Below are 18103 nucleotides of genomic sequence, written 5' to 3'. Positions count from 1 at the left end.
GCTGCTGGGAAGGTCATGAACAGGTCATCCATCTCAGGAAGAATGAATGTATCTTCCTCTGGAATGTTCATATCCTTGTAAAGAGATTCTCTTGTGATGAGGAGTACGCTTGCACCACGAGACTGAACCTCACGAATATTTGAGTACTCCTTAGAAGCAAGTGCTGACTGTGTAACAAGAGCAACTACAGGAATACCGTCTGTGATAAGAGCGATAGTACCATGCTTGAGCTCTCCTGAAGCATATGCCTCTGAGTGGATATATGAAATCTCCTTGAGCTTGAGTGAGCCTTCCAAAAGAAGTGAGTAGTCAAGACCTCTACCGATCATGAATGCCTGATCATGTGAGAGGAACTTGTTGGTCATCTTCTGAATGAATGACTTCTTCTCGAGAATCTGGCTGATGATCTCAGGGATTCTGTTAAGCTCATCAAGGTAATGTGCAACTTCCTCAGGTGCAAGAAGACCATTAAGTCTTGCTGCATGAATAGCCAGGAGATAGAAAACTGAAGCCTGGCTTGTGAAAGCCTTAGTACTTGCTACAGCGATCTCTGGACCTGCATGTGTATAAATACAGTAATCACTGTTGTCAGCAATTGTTGAACCCTTAACGTTAACAATTGAGAGAACCTTGGCACCCTTTCTCTTGGCAAACTTGATAGCCTCGAGAGTATCGATTGTTTCACCTGACTGTGAAACTGCGATAACGAGTGTACCTGGCTTGATAACAGGATTAGTATATGTGAACTCTGAAGCAATAGCTACATCTGTGTGGATGTTAGCAAGTGTGTGGAAGAGCTGCTGTCCGATAAGTCCGGCATGCATAGCTGTTCCGCAGGCAATAACGACGATGTTCTGATTCTCTCTAAAGAGTGAATCTGGAATACCTTCCTCTGCAAAAGAGGTCTTGCCATTAATAATGTGAGGAGAAACAGTATCCTTAATAGCATCTGGCTGCTCGTGGATCTCTTTTTCCATGTAGAAAGGATATCCACCCTTGCCACCGCGGCTTGTATCCCAGTCGATTGTCATCAGCTGGAGAGGAACCTCGTGTCTCTTCTCGTCGTGAACGATGATGCCCTTAGAAGAGAGGCATGCAACGTGATACTCAGGAAGGAAAGCATACTCTTTGGCATGTACACCAAGTGCTGCAACGTCAGAAGCAAGGAGTGCGCCGTGATCTGTCATAGCAACAACGATTGGGCTGACATTACGTACAGCGAAAATCTTGCCAGGCTGATCTGCAAAGAGAATAGCAAAAGCAAATGTTCCCTTCAGAACCTTGATTGTCTCCTTGATAGCTGCCTCTGGATCACCATCATAGTAGTGGTCCAGAATAGAAGCTGCAACTTCTGTATCTGTCTCAGAAAGGAGCTGATCCTTGAGGTTATATTCCTTGATAAGTTCCTTGTAGTTTTCAATAATACCGTTGTGTACAAGTGTAACCTTGCCATGGTGATGTGGGTGAGCGTTTGCATCACTTACACCGCCGTGAGTTGCCCAACGTGTGTGTCCGATTCCTGCACATGACTCGTCTGTAACATCAGCACAGACCTCACGAAGATTAGAAACACGTCCAGCAATCTTCCTAACTATAGGTTCATTTGCACCTTCTGGGAAAAGAGCTATACCAGCACTGTCATATCCTCTGTACTCCAAAAGCTCGAGTGAATCAAGAAGAATGTCTTTGGTGCTTCTTTTACCAATGTAACCAATTATTCCGCACATATTATCTCCTATCGCGTATTAGTTTATTCCTTATATAATAGTGACAAATTTTGCTCATAAAAAGACATGCTACATTATAATAGCTTGATAGTTTTTAGTCAAATTTGACATATTATTAAGACCATTGTAAAATTTCACTGGTTGGGGAATGCTTTTTATTTATGCGAATCAGAAATAGGATTATGAACATGTATAAAGAAAAAAAGAAAAACCTGATTATACTCATAGCTTTTTCTGCAGTTTTTTGTACTGCTCTTGGATTTGGTATGGCTGTGAGTGACAAACCAGATATAGATACCTTATCAGCTACTAACTTTTCATCAGAGACAGTAGTCAGAACAATTACTGACGACACTATCAACGCAGTTGCTGAGACAGCCGATGAGTATGAGGAATATCTCGATACTACACTGGTTGCCAAGGAAGAGAATGCTGCAGAGCTTACTCTTACTGCTTTTACTGTCACAGAATATGAGAATGTAGCAAGGATGTTTGCCAGTGATACTGTTAATGTAAGAGCAGGTGCTGGAACGGATTATGACAGAATAGGTAAGGTTGCCTGGGGAACCGAGATGGAGGTTACAGGCGTTACAGATAACGGCTGGTTTGAGGTGTTATATAAGGATCTGATTGGATATATCAGAGGCGACTACATGGTAGAAGAGATGCCAGGAATCCCATATTTATTTGTGGGAGATTCCAGAACTGTACAAATGCAGATGGCTGTTGGCTCAACTGACAAGGCATATATTGCCAAGATTGGCGAGGGCTATAGCTACTTCAAGAATACAGCTATTGGACAGATTCCTAGTTATGCCGGACAGGGCACTATTATGATCATCAACTTTGGTGTCAATGATTTGTCTAATGCTTCCAAATATATCAAGCTTGTCAATGACAATATTGATACCTGGGAGAATGCAGGAATTACTGTTTATTATTCATCCGTTACTCCTGTAGGCAGCTGCAATGTATCTAATGCTCAGATAGAGAACTTTAATGCAGCTCTTCAGAATGGCCTTGATTCAAGAGTTCACTGGATAGACAGTTATTCTTATCTGATGCAGACAGGATATAGCACTAACGACGGACTTCATTATAATAAGGAAACTTACAAGAATCTTTATTCTTATTATATGTCAGTTGTCAGTCAGCAGGCTTGATTGTATCCGTAAGTCAGACTATTGCCCATGGTCTTGACTGTTAGTGTATACAAGCTATAATAATTACGAATACCTGCCCTGAAAGGTTTTCACCTTTCAGGGTTGATTTATGTAGTGGAGGTTTTTTGAAATGAATATTGTTCTTTTATCAGGCGGCTCAGGTAAGCGTTTATGGCCCCTTTCTAATGATATAAGATCCAAACAGTTTATTAAGATTTTTAAGACAGAGGATGGCTCATATGAATCTATGGTTCAGAGAGTTTATCGCCAGATCAAGAAGATTGATAAGGATGCTTCTGTTACTATAGCAACCAGTAAGACACAGGTTTCTGCTATACACAACCAGCTCGGTTCAGATGTTGGTATTTCTATAGAGCCTTGCAGAAGAGATACATTTCCTGCAATCGCACTTGCTACAAGCTACCTCGTTGATGTTCTTGGTATCAGCCCTGAGGAGTCAGTAGTTGTATGCCCTGTTGATCCATACGTTGAGGATGAGTACTTTGAGGCACTTAAGGCTCTTTCAGATCAGGCAGATAAGGGCGAGGCTAATCTTGTTCTTATGGGAATTGAGCCTACATATCCTTCTGAGAAATACGGATATATCATTCCTGCTTCCAAGGAAGAGGTGAGCGAGGTTTCAACCTTCAAGGAGAAGCCATCTGTAGAAGTTGCCAAGGATTACATCAGCCAGGGCGCTCTTTGGAACGGTGGTGTATTTGCTTATAAGCTTCAGTACGTACTTGATAAGGCGCATGAGCTTATTGATTTTACAGATTACAATGATCTTTTCGGCAAGTATGATACTCTTACCAAGATTTCTTTTGACTACGCTGTTGTAGAAAAAGAGGATAAGATTCAGGTAATGCGTTTTGCTGGACAGTGGAAGGATCTTGGAACCTGGAACACTCTTACAGAGGCTATGGAAGAGAGCGTTGTAGGTAAGGGAATCATGAATGAGACCTGCAAGGGCGTTCACATCGTTAATGAGATGGATGTACCTGTTCTTGCAATGGGACTTACAGATGTTGTTATCTCTGCATCTCCAGAGGGAATCCTTGTATCAGACAAGGAGCAGAGCTCATATATCAAGCCATTTGTTGATGGAATTGAGCAGCAGATCATGTTTGCTGAGAAGAGCTGGGGAAGCTTCAAGGTAGTTGATGTAGAGCCAGGTAGCATGACTATCAAGGTTACTCTTAATGCTGGACATGCTATGAACTATCACAGCCATCAGCACAGAGATGAAGTATGGGTTGTTATTTCCGGAGAAGGACATACAGTCATTGATGGAGTAGAGAGCGCTGTTAAGGCAGGAGATGTTATCTCTATGAAGGCTGGCTGCAAGCACACAGTTAGTGCAGAGACTGAGCTCAAGATGATCGAGGTTCAGATCGGCAATGAGATCAGCGTAGAAGATAAGATCAAATACAAGAATTAATTGATCAGGTTAATATACTCAGGATTGTGATATTGAGTTTTTCCATAAGGTCTATTACGGTACCATTTTCAAGCTTAACCTTAGGGCGCGAGAGGTTTTTGCCATTATTCTCAAGGACAACACCCTGTTGTCCGTTGGATAGGAGAATAGTGCAGCCCATAGGATAAGGCGCTATGTAATGAATGAAAGTGTTAACGACATTTATGTCGAACATTGTTCCACTGTTAGCCATCAGATATTCGATGGCATCAGCTGGATTCATGGCATCCTTATATGCGCGCTTTGTAGTAAGCGCGTCGTATACATCTGCTACATGGATGATACGCGCGTATTTATGAATTGCATCGCCGGACAGACCTCGTGGATAACCGGTTCCATCCCAATTTTCGTGATGAGAATAGACTGCGTTCTTGATAACAGCAGCCAGCTCATCACCTTCTTTTTTACGAAGGCGCTCCAGACCATAGAAGGGGTGCTTTTTCATTTCTGCATATTCTTCCGGAGTAAGCCTTGCAGGCTTATTCAGGATCTCAATCGGTACATCAACCTTACCGATATCGTGAAGAAGGGCAGCCTGTGAGAGCTTCTCAAGCTCGGCATTTGTAAGCCCCATGCCGATTCCTATAATAACTGAAGAAACATCTACATTTACGCTGTGAACATAGGTGTAGTTATCGTAGCTACTAAGTGAAACCTGTTCAATAATGAGAGATTCAGAACCTCTGATTTCCTGAACAATATTGTTAGCGAGGAAAATACAGGCGTTGATATCGAGCCTCTTAAGCTTTCTAATGGCATTAATTCTGGTTTCATCAGAAATAAGCTGTTTACCCTTTTCAATGTCATCTCCGTCAAAAATATAAACACCTTCATATTCAAGACGCGCAATTCTATTAATGTAGAACTCCGAAAGGGCAGTATTAGCCTTTAGAAGAATCTGCTCATTGTTATCATATAGATTATTCGCCAGGATCATTCCGGGCCTTAGATCTTTTCTTCTGACATATCTCATGATCACTCACCTTATATTAAACAGTAATACAATCGTGGCATACTATTCCATTAATGATGAGATTTCTGGTGGAAGTTGTAATCTCATACAGATCATTACATTTAACTTCTTCGATTTTGGCTATTCTTGTCTTTTCAAGACGTCTGTTTCTCATGGTGAGGTTTTCTACCATTCCGGTATTTACTGGAGTAAAGATATTGTAGAATCTTATAAGCTCTGTAGGTCCACCTATAAGAGTAATTTCCATAAACTCACTGTTATAGGAATATTCGAACTCATACAGTTCCATTCCGCGTTTCATAATTGACAGGTAATCCTGTCGTGGACTCTTTATGTGTTTTAACAGAGGGTTGATGTTTCCATCAGCGTCATAGACTCCGGCAACAAAGCCACGAATAAACTCCGCATTATCTTTGCGCTTGTAAGATTTTTCTGAGAATTTGAGCATGTCCTTATAAGAAACACATATCTGTTTGGTCATAAATGTTTCATTGGTATTGATATCAGTCGCCAGATAATCTGACAAAGTAGATTCTATGCCCAGATAGCATAGATAGTTATATGCTCGCCTGGCTACATCGACATTATGAAAAACAAAGATTCCGTGTTCTCCGCTTGGAAGAGGGGCAAGGTTTCGGCCGTAGATCTCCAGGCTGATAATATAGCCTTCCATGTACAGTCTTGTTTCAGGTAATCTTGCAGTTATATTCTGGGAAAAGCCGAACATTATCATGCCTCTTTTTAGGAAGCATGCTATGTCAGCAATTGATTTATCGTCAAAAGAAAAATGCCATCCCTGCTGGGTAAGCCACTGGTGGTCAGGGCTGCAGATGAGAGTGCGCTTATCTTTAAGAGTGATTTTCACGGCGCTTGCTCTTTTTTTGGAGATCTCCAGAACATATCCTTTTGTATATCTGAATTCTTCTCCGTCGTAGTTGATGGAATAGATGGCGTCTTCTTTCTTAAGATTGCGCACTTTCTTAATGGTGTTGTCATACATAAGAACATCCATATTTCCATCAATACAATCGTAGTTCTTATTCATAACAGAACCCCTTTCTGAGGGCTAAAAAGCTGTTGCCTGTTATTAAATGAGGACATAATAAGTCGCTCTATAGTCATTCTACTCTAACATTATAGCATTAATAAAATAACAGGAATCTGATAAAACTATAAAGAAAAAAGAAGCGATAAAGCATTAAGCTCCATCGCTTCTATATGGTAAAACAAGTGGTTTGCGTATGTAATTAACCCTTAACAGCACCTTCGATCATACCTTCCATGATCTGCTTCTGAGCAATAAGGAAAATAATGATCATAGGGATGATAGCAAGAAGTGCTGCAGGAAGGATTCTATCCCAGCTCTTAACGTAAGAGCCTACAAACTTCTGGATTGCTATAGGAATAGTCATAACCTTACCATTCTGACCAAGCATCATAGATGGCAGAAGGTAGTCGTTCCAGATCCACATACCATTAAGAATGGTAACTGTTGTGATAACCGGAGTCAGAAGAGGGAAGATAATCTGGAAGAATGTCTGCTCTGGTGAGCATCCATCGATTGATGCAGCCTCTTCAAGGTCATAAGGAACACCCTTGATAAATCCGTTTAAGATGAATACTGTCATCGCTCCGCCGAATCCCAGGTAGGCGAACACAATACCTGGAACTGACTGAAGCATAGGGATACCAATAAACTTACCAACATCACGGAAAGTAGAAATGAGTGGAAGCATTACTACCTGGAAAGGTATGATCATTGATGCGATGAAGGTAAAGTAAATAACTGTTGACCAAACTGTCTTGTTACGGCAGATAACCCATGCTGCCATGGCTCCAAAGAGTGATAAAAGAACCAGAGACAAAACAGTGATAAGTGCTGATGATCCAAAGGATGTAAAGAACATGAAGTTAGGATCATTAACAACGGCCCTGATGTTATCAGCGAACTGCGCAAAGCTTGCTCCTGAGAAGCTTACTGGATTAGCAGTAATATCTGAGGTAGCCTTTCCTGAGTTAATAAGAAGCAGGAAAAATGGGAACAATACATATGCCGCAATGATTATAGCGATTATAAATCTGATGATAACGCTGGAAGTTTTTTCCTTGGTATGCATTATAATTCCACCTCCCTCTTATTAGATATACGAACCTGAACAATTGAAACAACAGCAAGGATAACAAAGAAGAGAACGGCTTTGGCCTGACCAAGAGCGTAATCGTTGTTGATAACTGCTGTAGTGTAAATGTTAAGTGCAAGCATCTCGGTTCCGTTTGCGATGTAAGAACCAAGGAATTCTACTGACCCCTTACCATTTGTAAGAGCAAGGTTTACATCAAACTGCTTGAAAGCAGATGTAAGTGTAAGGAAAGTACAGATTGTAATAGTTGGTGCTATCATAGGAAGCTTGATGTTGAAAAGAGTCTGAGTCTTGTTAGCACCGTCAATAGCAGACGCTTCCAATACATCTCCTGGAATTGTGTTAAGTCCTGTGATATAGATCAGCATGATATAACCTGCGTACTGCCAGATATATACGATAATAATGGCAATGAATGCCGTATTTGTGTCCGAAAGCATTGAATAAGTTCCAGTGAACTTAGTTACTACATTACTAAAAATGAACTGCCAGATATAACCAAGTACGATTCCTCCGATAAGGTTAGGGAGGAAGTAAGCTGCTCTAAAGAATCCCAGACCTTTGATCTTGGATGTGCAGAGAAGAGCAAGTAAAAATGCTACCAGATTAACTAAGATCATGTTAAATACAACAAACAAAAAAGTGAGAAGAATTGACCACAAGAATGCAGGCTGTTTAAACATTCTGGTGTAGTTGGCAATACCAACAACACTCTTCATTCTGATACCGTCCCAGTCAGTAAAAGAGTATCCGATACCGAGAACAAGAGGAATGATTACTGTTACCATGAAGGCAAACAGAAGTGGAAATAGGAAAATGAAATTGATGATTGAACGGTGATGCTTGAGTGTGGGGAATAAGTATAGTCCGATAAAGAATAAAACTACACCGCCGATGAGCATTGCTCCCCTAGATGCGTTACCAGTCTTAGCAATTGACAATCCCAAACCGGCTATCGCAAGCACAATTCCTGCTATAAGGCTTATGAATGATACAGCCTTTCTCCCTATAGAAAATGTACTCATGTGAGATCCCCCTTTCATGGGTGTGGATAAAATAGATTAGTTAAAGAATGGGGCAGAGCACGTGTGCCCTGCCCCCAAAATATATCTTATTACTGTGCGTAATAATCAGCAATTACCTGAGCCATTGTAGAAACAAACTTGTCAGCATCGAGCTTGCCCTTTGCATAATCTGCAAATACGTTACAAGTTGAGTTCTGAAGTCCGTCCTTCTTGAGCATTGTGTGCCATCCTGAGTAGTTACCAGCTGTGATGTAGCTGTTCATGCTCTTGTAGAATGGGTTAACTGCTTCATACTGGCAATCATCGAATGGAGATACAAGACCAGCGTCATTAACGAGAATGTTCTGAGCTGAATCGCCTGCGCACCAGTTGAAGAATGCCTTAGCACCGTCAACGTTACCTGCTGAATATGCTACCCAATATGAAGGTGGTCCAGCGATGATTGTGTTGATACCATCTTCAAATGCATATGGGGCAAAGCCGCACTCGAATGATACGTCATCAGGAGATGTTACACACCAGTTACCCTGTGTGATGAAGACATACTTGCCTTCCTTGAATCCAGCAACCTGATTGTCATATGTTCCGTCGATGAGGAGTGCAGGATCTGAATACTGATTCATCATGCCGATGAACTCAGCAAACTTCTTCATTCTAGCCTCATCAATCTTACCACCATCGTTAAGAAGATCGATGTATGTTGTGTCGTCAGCCTTAAGACCTGCGTCAAGATACTGACCAAATACGTGTGTACCTGAAGACCAGCCAAGGTTTGTTGGCTCAGCACACCATCCAAATACAGCTGTGATTCCAAGCTCATCCTTCTTGGCATCAAGTGTCTCGCAAGCAGCCTTCCAAGCATCTGGGCTTGTAAGAGAAGCAGGATCTACACCAGCCTTAGCAAGGAGATCAGCGTTGTAACCAAGAGCTGTAGCCTCTACTGTGTAAGGGAATCCGATTGTTCCCATGCTAGCGTCAACAAGTTCGAAACCTGTCTTGTTTGTCCAATCTTCACCAGAAAGATCTGCAAGCATTCCGTCCCATGTTGCAGCCTGGTTAGCTTCGATAACGAAGATGTCAGGCATGTTGTCGGCCTGATACATTTTCTTAAGCTCGTCAGATGCGTTTGTATCACCACCGATTGTCTCAACTGTAAGAACGTTTCCTGTCTCTTCCTGATACTTGGCAGCAAGTGCCTGCATCTGGTCGTTGATTTCAGGCTTACCGTTAAGAAGACGAACTGGTTCTACAGATGATGCTGTAGCTGTAGTATCTGCTGCAGGAGTCTCTGTTGTTGTAGTCTCTGTCTGAGTCTGTGTGTTGTCAGATGTTGTTGTTGTGTCAGTTGTTGAGCCGCAGGCAACAAGAGATGCTACCATAGCGCCAGCTAAAAGAACTGACATGAGTTTCTTTTTCATTTGTAATCCTCCTTTTGTGCATTTTGCCATAACATATTTAACTTTTGGCGGTTCCTTTTGCGCATAAGTTGTACGCTAAATTCAAAATATCACACATTTGCACAAAAAACAAGTATTTATCGAGATAATGTCTTGAACTGCAAAACTCAAAATGGCTGTAATATAGATAAACACGGGGAATTGCTGAATATAATTTTTTTATAAAATAATGGTTTAACGCTTAATAAATATATAATAATTAGTTAATAATTGGAACTTATGCGCAAAAGTCTTTTTGTTCATGTTGTATAGATAAATGTGTTGTAAAAAGTTGATGAATATGTCAGAAATAGTCAAAAAAATACAGATAGGCAAGAGTTTTCTTGTCTATCTGCACTCAAAATCAGGCTTAGTTAATTATTAACTTATTTTTTTGACTGTATCTCTGATGACGAGTTTGGTTGGAAGCTGAATCTGGTTAGGTGTTTTATGGCCAGCCAGCTGTTTGAGTAGTGTATCAGCTGCTGTGACACCCTTTGCCTTAATATCCTGATGAACAGTAGTAAGTGCCGGCCTGTGGTACTTGCCAAGCATGTTATCATCAAAGCCGACAATGGAAATATCATCTGGTACAGAGATTCCTCTGTCCTCTAATGCTGCCATAAGAGTTACTGCATATAGGTCTGAAACACAGACAATAGCAGTAAATTCACTTGATCTTTTGCATATTTCATCCAAACTTTCTTCGATTTCGCTCGAACGAGGACGAATCTTGAGGAAGTTGGTGGATTTGTACTTGATTCCAGCATCTGCCAGAGCTTTTTTATAGCCATTAAGTCTTGCAAGATCGACGCCATTCATGTTATCTGACAGGAAAGCAATCTTTTTGTGGCCTTGTTTGATCAGGTAATTAGTGATGTCGTAGGTTCCCTGCTCATCATCAAGACCGACGTTTGTGAAATGCTTGAGCCCCTCAATACTGTAAGTGTCTATACATACGATAGGCTTTTTGTATTTCTCACTGACACGGATGCCATCATCGCCGATCATACCAAACAGGATAAGGCCATCCACATTCCAGGTTGATACATGACGCATGATTTCTACAGTATCACTGGAAATATACAACATCATGAAATAGCCGGCATTTCTGATGGTTTCTTCCACACCACCGATGAGCTCTGAAACGAAGGGATCCATTATCAGATTTTCGTACTTATCTGCTCGAGCTTTCAGAGCGAGGCCGATGATCTTGGATTCATTCTGCGCTAAGTTGCGTGCATTTATATTCGGCACATAATCAACTTTATCGAGGAAATCCTGAACCTTCTTTTTGGTATCATCAGAGACTTCGCCAGTCTTTCCGTGGATAACATTCGAAACTGTTGTAGTGCTCATGTTAAGTTGTTTTGCAATCTCTTTAATCGTAATCATAATTTTTTTTGGACTTTACAAAGAAAAAAAGTTATTGTATCTTGTGTTCAAAATAACATGGCGGAACATAAGTTGTCAAAAGACATGGTTTGTTATATGCATAATTATACAGAACTGTCTTTGATGTCACAAACATTTTTTATTCATTTCGGTATAAAAAGAAAGAGGAGAATTATGAATACAAATTACAACAGAATATCTGAAGCTGCAGATACTGTTATCGAGAAACTGCAGGCAGCACCTGAGAAGGTAGCTGGTGTCCAGATCCCTGCAGATATCCCTCATGGTGATATGCCAGGAGACAAGATAGAGATTGGCGATAGTCATACAGCCAAGGCCAAGACTATTTTCCCTAAATTAGTAGAAGAGCTCAAAAAGGTTATGGGTTCTAATAAGTACGGACGCGCTGTTGTTGCTGTATGTGGCGGTTCTGGTGTAGGTAAATCAGAAATTGCGTCATGCCTGTCATATTTATTGGAACAGGCTGGAATAGGCAGCTACACAATGTCTGGAGATAATTATCCACATCGTATTCCTATGTACAATGATGCAGAAAGACTTCATACATTTAGAGAGAGCGGCATCAGAGCAATGGTTGACGCTGGTGTCATGTCTCCAGAAAACATGGAAGTACTTAAGAAGTGGCAGATAGCTGAAGATGACGCAAATAAGGCACATGCAGAAACTGACACATGGTTCAAGTACTATTTGGAAGGCGGTTCAAAGGGACTTAACGACTACCTTGGAACACCTAAGGAAACAGATTTCGAAGAAGTAGATCAGATTATGAAGTCCTTCAAGGACGGTGCTGACAAGCTTTTCCTTAAGAGAATGGGAAGAGATGAAGCTTCTCTTTGGTACGATGAGGTTGATATGAGCAGCAAGCAGGTTCTCATCGTAGAGTGGACACATGGTAATTCAGATTATATGTCACAGGTTGATATTCCAGTTCTTCTCAACAGTACTCCACAGGAGACTTTGGAGCACAGAAGATCCAGAAATAGAGATGGCAAGCTCGACAGCCCATTCACAATGATGGTTCTGGAGCTTGAGCAGCAGAAGCTCGTTGATCAGGCGCACAAGGCCAAGATCATTATCACTAAGGCAGGCGAACTTATCAGCTATGACGAGTTCAAGAAGCTGATGGGCATCTGAGATCAGCAGGTATTTATTGGGTTACGAGGGTATAGTTGTTATTTGATGAGGAGATTAAATGAGTAAAAATTTCGTGGATAACGGACCAATGTTAAATGCATACCCTGATAGCATGGGTGGCACACTATCTGACATTGTTTCTGTTCTTGAAAAGAAGGACTTTGAGGATGTTTTCCAGTCTTTTTATATCCTTCCAAGTATCTTTAATACTGATCTGGATAGAGGCTTTTCTGTTATAGATTACGGTATCAACAAAGAGCTTGCTGATGCTAGGGACCTTGAGGCTCTTGATAAGCTTGGAATCAACCTTAAGCTTGACTTTATCCTTAATCACGCTTCAGTTCTTTCACCACAGTTCCAGGATCTTATTAAGAATGGTGAGAAGTCCAAGTACGCTGACTTCTTCATCAACTGGAATAAGTTCTGGAAAGGCTGCGGAGAAATGACAGCAGATGGCTACATTCAGCCAGATGAGAAGTACATCAAGGACATGTTCTTTAGAAAACCGGGACTTCCTATCCTGATGGTCAGAATGCCAGATGGCAAGGACGTTCCATACTGGAATACATTTTATCAGGAAGTACAGTACAAGAGACCAGATGCACAGGATCTGATGGACAAGATCGATATTCAGTATCTGGCAGCTCAGAGACTTTCTGAGAGAGTCTGCGAGGGACTTAATGAGGGTAAAAAGCCAGCGGAGATCGACTATACTGGCTATGAAGAATATAAGGATGCAGTAGTAGATCTGCTGGAATCAGGAAGGCGCTATCTTGGACAGATGGACCTGAATATCAAGTCTGACCTTGTTTGGGAGCACTATCGTAATACACTTAAGGCTCTTTCAGGCTATGGCGCCAGAATCGTAAGACTTGATGCCTTTGCTTATGCACCTAAGGAGCCAGGCAAGAAGAACTTCCTCAACGAGCCTGATACCTGGGATGTACTTGAAAAGGTTAAAAAGCTCGCTGACGAGTTTAATGTATCTCTTTTACCAGAGATTCACGCAAGCTACAAAGAGAAGATCTATGAGACAGTTGCTGGTAAGGGCTACATGACTTATGATTTCTTCCTTCCAGGACTTCTGATCTACGCTATTGAGCACCACGACGGAGAAGTGCTTGCCAAGTGGGCTAACGAGATTCAGGAAAAGAAAATCCGTGTAGTCAACATGCTTGGCTGCCACGATGGTATTCCTCTCCTTGATCTTAAGGGAATCCTTGCTGATGAGGATATTGAAGAGATGATCCAGACTATCGTTGGAAGAGGCGGATATGTCAAGGATCTCCATGGCGCCAAGAATATGTACTATCAGGTTAATGCTACTTACTACAGCGCTCTTGGTGATGATGACAAGAAGATGCTCTTTGCAAGAGCAATCCAGATGTTCATGCCAGGTAAGCCACAGATTTGGTACCTTGACCTCTTTGCAGGTAAGAATGACCATGAGGCTGTTAAGCGCGCTGGTGCTGGCGGACACAAGGAGATCAACAGAACTAACCTGACACTTGAGCAGATTGATGCTGCCATGGGAAAAGAGGTAGTGCAGAAGCAGCTTGAACTTCTGAGACTTCGTAACACAAATCCTGCCTTTGGATTTGATGCTAAGCTTGATATCGAGACAAATGGTAGCGTGATGACCTTCACCTGGACTAACGGTGACCACAAGATCTCACTTGCAGCAAACTTTGCAGACTATACATATGAAATCAAGTGATTCGGTGGAAATGTTGGTTTTCGTTTGCTTCGTGATTTACTAAAAACCAATAGGAACCATATATTTCTTGGGGCAAAACTCGGTGCTCTGCACCTCAGACATGTTGCCCCATAACAGAAATATATGGCTCCTATTTTGTTTTTGTAAATCATCTTGCAATACGAGAACTGCACATTTCCGACGAATCACTTTATGTATATGCATATGTCAGTCAAGTATGTTTGACAGTGCTTCATTCTTATAGACTTTTGATGTTATACTGTTACTGGTGTAGATATTAAGAATGCGATGAAAACGTAACTTTTAAAACATTTAGTTTGGAATACTATATTTTTGAGAGTAATAATAGATGGCAGAAACAATTAGTTTGAGTAAGCGGGAACAATTGGAAGAAACTGGGAAAAGGGTTCTGGGAGCGTCGAGAACAGAACTTTATATTGATATGCGTTTCTTTGGGGCGGCCCTTAATAGCTTGGGGTATGAGATGGATCTGTCTACGACTACTGTGGGTACAGATGCTGTGAACATCAGGTTTAATCCATCCCATGTGCTGAGGCTCTTTGTGGAGGAACCGGGGAAGCTGAATCGTACCTATCTGCATATGCTACTTCATTGCATATTTATGCATATGTATACATCTGCGAATTACTCTGATGAACGCCTTTTTGATATATGTGCTGATATAGTTGTTGAGTCAATCCTTGATGGAATGGACTATCAATGCATCTACAGAGTATCTTCTGACTATCGCGACAGATGGTACGAGCTTCTTGAAAAAGAAGTTAAGGTTCTGACAGTAGAAAAGCTCTATAGATATTTTTCTGAGGAGCATGAGCTTGATATCTTTGAAATAGAGAAGCTGGAGCGGGAGTTTGCGCTTGATGATCACGGGTTCTGGTCCAGATTAACGGATCAGCCAGATCAGAATAATGATCCTGATAAAAAAGATAGTCAGGATGATAAAGAGATGCCTCCACTTGATGAGGATTTCCAGAATCCCATGGGTGATGAATCAGAGGATACCAAAAAGAAAACTAAGTACATTAACCCTAGGCGGCTTCAACAGATTAAGGATGCCAAGAAGAACTGGGATAAAGAAGGAAAACGAATCCAGACTGAAATCGAGACCATTGGAAAAGAGCACAGTGACAGACTCGGAAAACTAACATGGCTCTTAGAGGTTCAGAACACCACTAGAACTGATTACAGAGAATTCCTAAAGCGCTTTAAGGTTCTAAGAGAAGAAGGCGGAGTGGATCTGGATAGCTTTGACTATGGAATGTATTCTTTTGGTCTTGATCACTATGGAAATATGCCTCTCATAGAAGAAAATGAATTCAGGGAAGTCAAAAAGATTCAGGAACTTGTAATAGCAATTGATACCTCTGCTTCCTGTAAGGACAGCCTGGTTCAGAGGTTTCTCGATGAGACAGCAGCCATACTTCTTGATGGGGATAACTTTTTTCAGAAGATTAAAATCTGCGTGATTCAGTGCGACAATCAGATTCAGAGAACAGTTTTTATTGAAAATACTGATGAAATGAATAAATATTCTTCTGAAATTCACGTGGAAGGCGGCTATGGAACAGACTTCAGACCCGTTTTTGAATATGTAGAAGAGCTAAAAAGTCAGAGCAAATTCGAAAATCTGAAAGGCCTTATATATTTCACTGATGGCTACGGAGAATATCCTGATAAGCCAACAACCTATGATACAGCCTTCATTTTCGCACAGGATGAGGACTATGACGACGAAAAAGTGCCAGACTGGGCACTTAGGCTATACATATAGAATAAAGACATCCTATATAATAAATCCCGATGCGGGCAGTAAGTACTACGCCATACATCGGGATTGTTTACATATATTATTTTTTATCGCGTGGCTCTTTTAACAGGGCAATCTTCATGAAGTAATTCATAAGTCTCTTGTCATGTCCTGGGAGCTGATGGTAATAGTATACAATCTCGCGATCTTCTATAGTTGCCCACTTATTCAACTGGGAGGGCGACATATCTGAACATTCATCCAGGAAATCCTGATATAACTTCTCAAACTGGAATTCCATGTCTTCATCTGAAATCACATATTCCGCAGCCTTAATATTCTCATTTTCCTTACCGGAACTAAGTACAGACAGCCTCACTAATTTGGATAAAGAAATCTTGTAGAAAGCAGATAGCTTGTACAAAGAATCTGTGGGTGGCATAAGCCTTGCATTTTCATAATGGGAATAGGTGGAACGTGTGACGCCAAGATATTTGGCCAGATCATCCTGCGTGTAATCAGTTTGGGTTCTAAGAAGTCTTAAGTATTTGGAAAGCGGTGAATCACTCATAAGATTGGTTTACCTCCATTTATTCACTATAAGAATAGTCCTGAAGGTACCGAAATAGTACAAATTGAGATTTATAATATCATCTAAGACTAAAAAGATACAACTTATATTGTAGAAGTTCGACAATCTTCTTGATATGAGTAGTTTCTTTGAGGTTGGGCTTTCCTTTGCAATATAGGAATAAATGCGTGATGGAAACTTGGCGGTATGAAGTGGTGAAAGCCTGCATTTTGGGATATAATGGCAAATGATGATATGTTCCAAAACACTAAGGAGTCATTATGAATATCGACCAGGCGAAAGAAGAAGTGAAAAATGCGGTTCGCGCCTATCTTGAGAAGGATGAGGCCGGCCAATATGAGATACCAACTGAGAGACAGCGACCAATCCTGCTGATGGGACCTCCCGGAATTGGTAAGACTGCAGTAATGGAGCAGATTGCCCACGAGCTTGGGATCAATCTGGTTTCTTATACAATTACCCACCACACAAGGCAGAGTGCCATTGGACTTCCAATGATCTCTGAAAAAGAGTTTGGTGGTAAAAAATATTCTGTAACTGAGTACACCATGAGCGAAATAATCGGTGCAGTGTATGAGCAGGTTGAGAAATCCGGAATTCATGAGGGAATTCTTTTCCTGGATGAGATCAACTGCGTATCAGAGACACTGGCGCCAACAATGCTACAGTTTCTGCAGTACAAGACCTTTGGAAGTCATAAGCTCCCTGATGGATTCATAATTGTAACTGCCGGAAACCCTCCTCAGTACAACAAGTCCGTAAGAGATTTCGACATTGTTACGCTCGACCGTGTGAGACAAATAAATATAGAAGAGGATTTTGAGTCCTGGAAGACGTATGCTTACAAGGCTGGAGTTCACGGCTCAATCATGGCATACCTTGAGATCAAAAAAGATAATTTCTATAGCATCCAGACCAATGCTGATGGCAGAAGCTTTGTGACAGCCAGAGGCTGGGAAGACCTTTCCAGAGTTATCAAGGTGCACGAGAAGCTCGGAATTGCTGTGGATGAAAATCTCACAGTTCAATATCTTCAGAATAAAGATATTTCCAGAGACTTTGCTACTTACTATGAGCTCTACCGTAGGTACAATGAGCTTTACAAGATTCCTGAGATTCTTGAAGGAAGATTTCCTGAGGATAAAAAAGCTATCAGAGAAGGCTCTTTTGACGAAAAGCTCAGTATCATAGGGCTCCTCACAGATAAGCTCATGGAGGAGTTCAAGGAATACGCTCAGAGTCAGGCAGTGCAGAAGGAACTCTTTGAGATAATCAAAGCTCAGGCGGCTAAAGTTGGTGCAGAGACTACTTCTGATAATGGTGTCTGGATTACTTCAAAGGCTGATAGTTTGGAAAAAGAGCTAGAGTCACAGCTTGAGGCTGGTCTTGTTAGCAGAGATGATGAGAAGGTTAAAAGGCTTGTCATTGCTGCGCTTAGAGATAGTATGACAAGTTGTAATAACCTCGATAGTATCAAGAAGTGGTTCAACGAAAGAGAAGCTTCACGTCAGGATAAGATGAAAACTACAGG

The 18103-nt window shown here is 41.3% G+C and carries 14 protein-coding genes; 6 read left to right on the top strand and 8 right to left on the bottom strand.

What is annotated here, in order from left to right:
- A partial coding sequence (glmS, locus tag IJI01_RS13970) for a glutamine--fructose-6-phosphate transaminase (isomerizing) (protein ID WP_292191723.1) occupies positions 1–1727 on the bottom strand: 1727 nt, incomplete at its 3' end.
- Between the two features lie 188 nt (positions 1728–1915).
- On the opposite strand from glmS, the gene IJI01_RS13965 reads away from it, so the two are divergent.
- Positions 1916–2890: an SH3 domain-containing protein gene (locus tag IJI01_RS13965; protein WP_292191720.1), complete on the top strand. Its 975-nt coding sequence runs from the start codon at positions 1916–1918 to the stop codon at positions 2888–2890.
- A 130-nt stretch (positions 2891–3020) separates the two neighbouring features.
- On the top strand, positions 3021–4331 hold the full coding sequence (locus IJI01_RS13960) for a sugar phosphate nucleotidyltransferase (protein WP_292191717.1): 1311 nt from the start codon (positions 3021–3023) through the stop codon (positions 4329–4331).
- A gap of 4 nt (positions 4332–4335) precedes the next feature.
- On the opposite strand, the gene IJI01_RS13955 is transcribed toward IJI01_RS13960, so the two are convergent.
- The 6 genes from IJI01_RS13955 to IJI01_RS13930 all read right to left on the bottom strand — a co-directional run bounded on the left by IJI01_RS13955 (position 4336) and on the right by IJI01_RS13930 (position 11340).
- Complete coding sequence (locus tag IJI01_RS13955; protein ID WP_292191714.1) at positions 4336–5343, bottom strand: HD-GYP domain-containing protein; 1008 nt, start codon at positions 5341–5343, stop codon at positions 4336–4338.
- A gap of 16 nt (positions 5344–5359) precedes the next feature.
- Positions 5360–6388, bottom strand: coding sequence for a hypothetical protein (locus IJI01_RS13950; RefSeq protein WP_292191711.1), 1029 nt, complete (start codon positions 6386–6388; stop codon positions 5360–5362).
- A gap of 202 nt (positions 6389–6590) precedes the next feature.
- Positions 6591–7460, bottom strand: coding sequence for a carbohydrate ABC transporter permease (locus tag IJI01_RS13945; protein ID WP_292191708.1), 870 nt, complete (start codon positions 7458–7460; stop codon positions 6591–6593).
- Entirely contained in the window at positions 7460–8509 is a 1050-nt protein-coding gene (locus tag IJI01_RS13940) for a carbohydrate ABC transporter permease (protein ID WP_292191705.1), read from the bottom strand. The genes IJI01_RS13945 and IJI01_RS13940 overlap by 1 nt, the downstream gene beginning before the upstream one ends.
- 89 nt (positions 8510–8598) lie before the next feature.
- Positions 8599–9927 carry an ABC transporter substrate-binding protein gene (locus IJI01_RS13935; protein WP_292191702.1) on the bottom strand — a complete coding sequence of 443 codons (1329 nt, stop codon included), beginning with the start codon at positions 9925–9927 and terminating at the stop codon, positions 8599–8601.
- A gap of 399 nt (positions 9928–10326) precedes the next feature.
- Complete coding sequence (locus tag IJI01_RS13930; protein WP_292191699.1) at positions 10327–11340, bottom strand: LacI family DNA-binding transcriptional regulator; 1014 nt, start codon at positions 11338–11340, stop codon at positions 10327–10329.
- Positions 11341–11514: 174 nt separating this feature from the next.
- Here IJI01_RS13930 and IJI01_RS13925 point away from each other — a divergent pair, with 174 nt between their 5' ends.
- The 3 genes from IJI01_RS13925 (at position 11515) to IJI01_RS13915 (ending at position 16004) form a co-directional block, all read left to right on the top strand.
- Positions 11515–12495, top strand: a complete 981-nt coding sequence (locus tag IJI01_RS13925; protein ID WP_292191697.1) for an adenylylsulfate kinase — start codon at positions 11515–11517, stop codon at positions 12493–12495.
- A gap of 58 nt (positions 12496–12553) precedes the next feature.
- Positions 12554–14212, top strand: coding sequence for a glycosidase (locus IJI01_RS13920; protein ID WP_292191694.1), 1659 nt, complete (start codon positions 12554–12556; stop codon positions 14210–14212).
- 349 nt (positions 14213–14561) lie between these two features.
- A complete protein-coding gene (locus IJI01_RS13915; protein WP_292191691.1) occupies positions 14562–16004 on the top strand; it encodes a vWA domain-containing protein in 1443 nt (480 codons plus the stop codon).
- A gap of 76 nt (positions 16005–16080) precedes the next feature.
- Here IJI01_RS13915 and IJI01_RS13910 read toward each other — a convergent pair whose 3' ends face one another.
- Positions 16081–16551 (bottom strand): helix-turn-helix domain-containing protein, encoded by a 471-nt coding sequence (locus tag IJI01_RS13910; protein ID WP_292191689.1) that lies wholly within the window; start codon positions 16549–16551, stop codon positions 16081–16083.
- Positions 16552–16832: 281 nt separating this feature from the next.
- On the opposite strand from IJI01_RS13910, the gene IJI01_RS13905 reads away from it, so the two are divergent.
- Positions 16833–18103 (top strand): ATP-binding protein (locus tag IJI01_RS13905; protein WP_292191687.1); only part of this gene is annotated, 1271 nt, incomplete at its 3' end.

The organism is Butyrivibrio sp. (assembly GCF_017433805.1).
Classification (GTDB): Bacteria; Bacillota; Clostridia; order Lachnospirales; family Lachnospiraceae; genus Butyrivibrio.
Note: the sequence above shows the minus strand (reverse complement) of the source record. Positions and strands in the feature narration are given on the sequence as shown.

Excerpts from the sequence above, each read along its gene's own strand:
- IJI01_RS13965 (WP_292191720.1), top strand. The coding sequence starts at position 1,916 with ATGTATAAAGAAAAAAAGAAAAACCTGATTATACTCATAGCTTTTTCT.
- IJI01_RS13960 (WP_292191717.1), top strand. The coding sequence starts at position 3,021 with ATGAATATTGTTCTTTTATCAGGCGGCTCAGGTAAGCGTTTATGGCCC.
- IJI01_RS13955 (WP_292191714.1), bottom strand. The coding sequence starts at position 5,343 with ATGAGATATGTCAGAAGAAAAGATCTAAGGCCCGGAATGATCCTGGCG.
- IJI01_RS13950 (WP_292191711.1), bottom strand. The coding sequence starts at position 6,388 with ATGAATAAGAACTACGATTGTATTGATGGAAATATGGATGTTCTTATG.
- IJI01_RS13945 (WP_292191708.1), bottom strand. The coding sequence starts at position 7,460 with ATGCATACCAAGGAAAAAACTTCCAGCGTTATCATCAGATTTATAATC.
- IJI01_RS13940 (WP_292191705.1), bottom strand. The coding sequence starts at position 8,509 with ATGAGTACATTTTCTATAGGGAGAAAGGCTGTATCATTCATAAGCCTT.
- IJI01_RS13935 (WP_292191702.1), bottom strand. The coding sequence starts at position 9,927 with ATGAAAAAGAAACTCATGTCAGTTCTTTTAGCTGGCGCTATGGTAGCA.
- IJI01_RS13930 (WP_292191699.1), bottom strand. The coding sequence starts at position 11,340 with ATGATTACGATTAAAGAGATTGCAAAACAACTTAACATGAGCACTACA.
- IJI01_RS13925 (WP_292191697.1), top strand. The coding sequence starts at position 11,515 with ATGAATACAAATTACAACAGAATATCTGAAGCTGCAGATACTGTTATC.
- IJI01_RS13920 (WP_292191694.1), top strand. The coding sequence starts at position 12,554 with ATGAGTAAAAATTTCGTGGATAACGGACCAATGTTAAATGCATACCCT.
- IJI01_RS13915 (WP_292191691.1), top strand. The coding sequence starts at position 14,562 with ATGGCAGAAACAATTAGTTTGAGTAAGCGGGAACAATTGGAAGAAACT.
- IJI01_RS13910 (WP_292191689.1), bottom strand. The coding sequence starts at position 16,551 with ATGAGTGATTCACCGCTTTCCAAATACTTAAGACTTCTTAGAACCCAA.